General features: G+C 39.6%; 6 protein-coding genes. All 6 read right to left on the bottom strand.

Translation table 11 applies throughout. From position 1 onward, the window contains the following. Positions 1 to 205: 205 nt before the first annotated feature. The 6 genes from RDS42_RS11550 to RDS42_RS11525 all read right to left on the bottom strand — a co-directional run bounded on the left by RDS42_RS11550 (position 206) and on the right by RDS42_RS11525 (position 5,679). The gene (locus RDS42_RS11550) at positions 206 to 1,300 is read right to left on the bottom strand and encodes a S8 family serine peptidase (RefSeq protein WP_009245400.1); all 1,095 of its coding nucleotides are present in this window, start codon (positions 1,298 to 1,300) and stop codon (positions 206 to 208) included. A 115-nt stretch (positions 1,301 to 1,415) separates the two neighbouring features. Continuing rightward, the gene (locus RDS42_RS11545) at positions 1,416 to 2,936 is read right to left on the bottom strand and encodes a DUF6034 family protein (protein WP_005428257.1); all 1,521 of its coding nucleotides are present in this window, start codon (positions 2,934 to 2,936) and stop codon (positions 1,416 to 1,418) included. Between the two features lie 108 nt (positions 2,937 to 3,044). Next, a complete protein-coding gene (locus RDS42_RS11540) occupies positions 3,045 to 3,365 on the bottom strand; it encodes a hypothetical protein (protein ID WP_265190860.1) in 321 nt (106 codons plus the stop codon). A gap of 18 nt (positions 3,366 to 3,383) precedes the next feature. Continuing rightward, on the bottom strand, positions 3,384 to 4,025 hold the full coding sequence (locus tag RDS42_RS11535; protein WP_009245407.1) for an ABC transporter ATP-binding protein: 642 nt from the start codon (positions 4,023 to 4,025) through the stop codon (positions 3,384 to 3,386). 12 nt (positions 4,026 to 4,037) lie between these two features. Next, positions 4,038 to 4,931, bottom strand: a complete 894-nt coding sequence (locus tag RDS42_RS11530; RefSeq protein ID WP_005428264.1) for a hypothetical protein — start codon at positions 4,929 to 4,931, stop codon at positions 4,038 to 4,040. Next, positions 4,924 to 5,679, bottom strand: a complete 756-nt coding sequence (locus RDS42_RS11525) for a hypothetical protein (RefSeq protein WP_005428267.1) — start codon at positions 5,677 to 5,679, stop codon at positions 4,924 to 4,926. Before RDS42_RS11525 ends, RDS42_RS11530 begins: the two co-directional genes overlap by 8 nt. Positions 5,680 to 5,839: the final 160 nt, after the last annotated feature.

The raw sequence follows: 5,839 nt of genomic DNA, 5'->3' as shown, positions 1-5,839 counted from the left end.
AAGAATGTATTTCATGTTTTTCTGCAATATACCACAATCTGTTATTTGTCTTATAAGCAGTGGGTGTATAAACGTTATGAATGATGAACCCAAAAGGCAACAGATAATCCCTGGAAAATACTTTTTATATTCACACAACATTTTACAAATTCGATACCATGTTTTCCCATTTTCTCTCATATCCAATTGCCATCCTCACTATTCGTTAAGCAAAATATTGACAAACAAGCTCATATATATCCTCTATATTGTAAGTTATTCCTATTCGATCTTCTGCATACAATTCATACATATTATTTTTACGCACAATATACATATCTATATCTGATGCCTTACTACTTTCAAATATTTCTTCCTCTTGATTCAAAAGAATAATATCAGGTTCATAAGCTATATATACTGTATAAAGGATATCGTTCAATGACTCATTGGAATCGTCATAATATTCTAAAGGAATTACATTTTCATCTAAAGGATTTTTCTGCAGATTTATTGCGTAATAACCGTTCTGACTAAACATCACTTTTAGCTGTATCATTTCCTCGTAATCTAAATCAATACCGGCAATTACCGGTATCTCTATATTGGTTTTATCCCTTATTACATTTTCTAGTATATCCGGATAATCAGATTTATGCGTTGCTATAGTCATCAAAAAGTCCATAACATCATCAAATCCTGCTGTGGGCTTTCTGTTTAAATATGTAGCAATATGTCCAGTGACAACAGGAGCCGCATAACTATTGGCTTGATTTACGATCCCATTCCACGAAAAATTTGCTATAATAGAATTCTCAATATTATAACCTTTTTGTTCTTGAAACAGAATTTGACCATTTCCCAAAAGACCATAACGATCCTGCCTGACACCAAAAACACCTGGATATGCAGCTGGATAAGTCTTTATATTTCTGTTATGATATGCTGCTACTATAATCGCATCAGCATCAAGTAATCTTTTTATTTGAATCCATAAGGGTTTAATATCAAAATAATTGATTGTTCCAAGACTCATGTGAATTAACTTTATTTTATTTTGAATACACCATTCCAAAGCTTCCAGCAAAACTGTGATCTGTGTTGTTCCTGCAGAGTCAGTCACATTCAAGTCCCATAATTCTATATCACTACATATGCTTGTGATAATTCCGACGCATACAGCGCCATGGAATGATTTATCGTCTTTATACTCACTTGGATCGCATTTAGAAGCCAAAAAAGATTTATGAACAATCCTTTGATTCCTGTTATTTCTCATATGATAAGGTATACCGTTATCAATCAATGCGAGCTTAATCATTTGCACTATTCCTATTCTTACCTGTTATATATCCAAGCCAAATATCGCATATTTATTATTCTCATGATAAACCTTGTAATTCTATGGTCAATAAAAATTCAAGTGTCGCTGAACCCTAATATGCTTCTCCAATCACACTGCCATCATAAGCATTGATCACATAAGAAAGCTCCTGTAGAGAATTTCCACCAATACTTTCCCTGACAGTAAAAATCCATGCTGGAACCAACCATGCGTGTTTCGGCTCCTGATAGGCTGTGGTATAAGTATACTGCAATTTTGCGTTTACCACATCATACTCCAGTGCGGTAGTGTCGTTGGCAGACTGGCCTTTTCCGGAATACCAATAAAAAATCTGATCTGTCAGCTTTGCCTGTATTTTTTCAAAAGGCAGAAGCTTTGTATTTTCCGTCACCGTACAGACTTCTTCCGATATCCCATCCCATTTAAAATATTTAATTCCTTCCTCTGTTATCAGAATAGAGATTGTTTCTACCTGGAACGGAGGCACATAACTATCCACTGTTTCTTCCGCAACCACGCCATCAGGAACTGAAGTAATACCCTCTACACTTTTCGAAAAACAATACAGATATCCCGGTAATCCTCTATCCAGATCTCCCTGCCACAAAGCATCACTACCAAGTCCCAGACCATTGCGCTCTGAACATGCGCCATTCGGGAACCACACGGTACGATCAGAATCTACAAGGCCCATTCCATCGATACCTAAATCCTCTAAAACTTGTTCTGCCTGTTCCTTTCCATCTTCCTCTGTAAAGGTGATCTTGTCCATGCACTTTCGATACGCATCTGCCAGTTCATGAAATTTCTCTGTATAGCCGTTGGTATCCATGCCAAAGCTACTGTAATACTCACTCTGCATTTCCTCAGTTTCTATTGTTTCTTCTTCTATAAAATTAGAACCCTCCATCCAGAGAAAACTACTGTCATTGTCAATTTCCTGATTATACCGCTCTGCTTCTATATATGCCTTCCTGTCCTCGCCCACATCTGCAGTAAAATAATCCTCTGTATCTGTGTTTTCCAATTCAGTACTCATCCAACTCCGTGCCGCTTCCACACCGTGATCCTCTGTTTTTTTTTGAAATTTTATCTCCATCTTTTCCGGTGCAGACGCTTCATCCGGTGCAAGCTCCATCCCCTCTCGGGTTGCGTTTTGAATCCCTGCAATCGATGTAGAATATGCTGATTGCAAGTAACTTCCTTCCTTGCTGGAAATCCTGTCTAACACTTCCTGATACGCATCCTTTGTCACCATCTGTGGCATATATAGTTCCTCACCGTCCGTAAAATAATCAATCAATCCATTCAGTTCTTCCTGCGTTAACTCGTGATTTTGCATCTCTATGACTGGAAGATTGCCAATGCTTTGTTCGCCCAACTTAATATCTGCCTGGATAACCACACGGTCGTTGCTTTTCTTTTCTTCAAATTTCCAATGCGTTGGAACATTTGTCTCTCTCTTTTCTCCTTTTTTAAGAGGTTCACAGACAGCCGCCTCGCTAATCCCATCCACTTTGCTGACTACCGAACTCTCCTCTGGTGTTTCCTGACAGCTGGAAAGAATAATACACAACGCACCTACCATAATTGCTAGAACACTTTTTTTCATTTTTCCTCCATATATCTTATAGAATTGTCGCTTTTTCACGAAACTTCAATTATAAACTCTTTAACTTATAAATACCTTCCTGACACTATTAACGTTTTCGTATATTTTTTAGAAACAGACTACCTTATTTATTTTAATGTATAAATTACACTGCTGAGTTACCTGCAAAATCAGATTGCCCATATAATGTTCTGCCAACAAATGTAAGTTTTCTGTCTCAGGATGCTCAATTTCTTCTATCGCAGTCTCACGCAATAATCCGCTTTTCACAAACCGTCTTAACACTCCATCAGGAACCAATTTTGTCTTTTCCACAGTTTTTAATATCTGATATTCTTCATCATTCACCATAACTACAGAATCCAAAGAACGATCATAAAAATATTTCTGCATTGGTGTTTGAATGCATTTAATTAATACCTTTCCCATATTCTTTCCCCCGTATTTTTATTTTATCTGCGTCAGGACACCTGCATCCATCTCACAGATCGTATCGCAGAGCCATTCGATCTCCAGCATGTTATGTGCTGCGATAAGAATAGTCTTCCCTCGTTCCTTTAATCCCCGCAAAAGCTCGCAGACCTCTCCTGCCCCCTGCTTGTCCAGACCATTAAAAGGCTCGTCCAATATCAAAAGCTCCGGATCTTCCATGATTGCCTGTGCGATACCAAGACGTTCACGCATTCCAAGAGAATACTGTCCTACCTTCTTTTTAGACAGAGGATCAAGCCCTAGGGCACGCATCGTCGCCCTCACATCGTCATCGGAAATACGGTGTTTCAGAGACGCCAGTCTCTTTAAATTCGCAAAACCGCTGAGATCCAGAAAGAAGCCAGGGTTTTCAATGATAATGCCTACGGAATCTGGAAAGTCCAGCTCCTTCCCGATCTGTTTTCCCCCTACGAGCACTGTGCCGCTCTCAGGTTGTAAAAATCCACAGATGCATTTAAACATTACGGTTTTCCCTGAACCGTTAAACCCCATAATCCCATGAATCTTCCCTTTTTCAAAATCATGGGTAATGTTCTTTAATACTTTTTCTTTTTGAAAGGATTTTGTCAGTCCCTTCAACCTGATTGCATATTCCATTTTGCCCTCCATTTATTCGTTTGTCTGCGTAAAAGAGAAATTATAGCCCTTAATTCGGACGGCTGACAAGCCGATCAGCGCTATGATTAATATTGCAAATATGAACATGCTCATCCCGATCCCTGGCAGGTAATCATAACCAAAGCTGTGCATGGGAAAGGTAGCTTGGTTCAACGGAGACAGCCAGCCGCAGAACACGTTCGCCCTATATTCCTGACTTTCTGTAAAATGAAACAGTTTCCGGAAAACATCTGGGTTCAGCAGGAGCCCATACAGACTGACTGCAAAAGCACCGATCACCCCTGCCATATTTCCCGCAGCCAGATTTAAAAACAACATGAGAACTGCGATAAAAAGAGTATATAAAAGTACAAGTCCAAACACTATTGCTGCGCACATATAAGGAGTTGAGCTTTCCATTGTTTTTATGGAAACAGGAACGGTTATGCTCTCCCCACCGCCATAGCCCAACATTGCCGCTGTTTCGCTCCACACATTTCCCGTAAAGGAAAAGGGAGCTCCCATAATTCCAAGCATCACAGCCAAAAAAATATTATAGATCACAGTCGCCAGGATCACATAGATAATCTGACCCGCAAGCCATATCTTCCGTTTTGTGCGTACAAGCCAATACGGAGTTGCCTGACTGATAAATGGCATGTCCGCAAAGAGCAGGATTAAAAGCAGGGAGGACAGCATAACAGAGGATGCATCCCCATATGTCCAAATAAACGGCTCGAATACCTGAAGGATTGTCTCATATTTTATCGCATGGGAAATAATCTGATCCGACAGCATCAGACATAATATAGCTGCCAAAATAAAGGTCATCCAGATCCTCGGACTTTTTTTCCATCCATAGAAATTCTGGCCTGCAATCCAAAAAGCCTGTTTAATATCACGCATACCGCAACCTTCTTTCTATTGCGCACATAAAGATCAGTGCCGTTAAAAAACTTCCAACCGCTAATATAGCAATGCAGAAGATATCATTGTAGTAAATAGACGCCGCCCAATAGCGGGGACTCAGAAAGAATGCTTTTTGATAGTAACGCTCCTGAAATACGGTCAGGACATAATAAAGAATAAAAGGAACGGCATAGGACATATAGCGATTTTTTGTTATGACAGCCGACGTACCGCCAATTAGCGCCCAAAAAGCGCCATTTAAAAACAATCTCAGAAAGCTTACCGCCGTTCTGCCCACAAGCACTGCCATCTCATAATTTCCGTCAATCAGAGAAGGATACTGACCGAACCTCAGTATACAGATTACAAGAAGGAACACCATGGCTAAAAAAGCTGTCAAACCTCCGGAGACCAACAATCCTGCTGCTTTTCCTACGAGATACTGTTTTCTCCCTGAACGGATATAACTGAACAGAAAAAAACGACTGTGCAGCTCAGCCTCCGTATTCTCTCCACCCGCAAAAGCAACGGCAATGGGAACAAACAGAAGCATATTAACGCTGTTCATACAATAGGTGTATGCTACGAACCAGCCTGGTCCTTCTGCAGATCCGCCTGCATTTATGATCTTCTGCAACATCTCATGCTCAGACATCAGGGTAGCCGAAACGATTAGAAAAATCCCCAAAATAAAGCGAATGCTTCGAATATTGTTTTTTATGTCCGTTGCCAACACATTTCTCATACGCTTTTCTCCTCACTTCAAACAGCTATAGACTTGATTTTTTTATTTTTATAAAATCCTAGTTTTTTGCAATAATATCACTATTTGTATAAAACTACACTCCTTATCAAACAACAGTTAAGGACTTGCAAAAACTGTTGTTCCTACTGAAAGCATTGCA

Origin of the sequence: uncultured Blautia sp. (assembly GCF_902497045.1) — a bacterium.
Lineage (GTDB): Bacteria > Bacillota > Clostridia > Lachnospirales > Lachnospiraceae > Blautia_A.
This window is presented reverse-complemented; position numbering and strand designations above follow the sequence as displayed.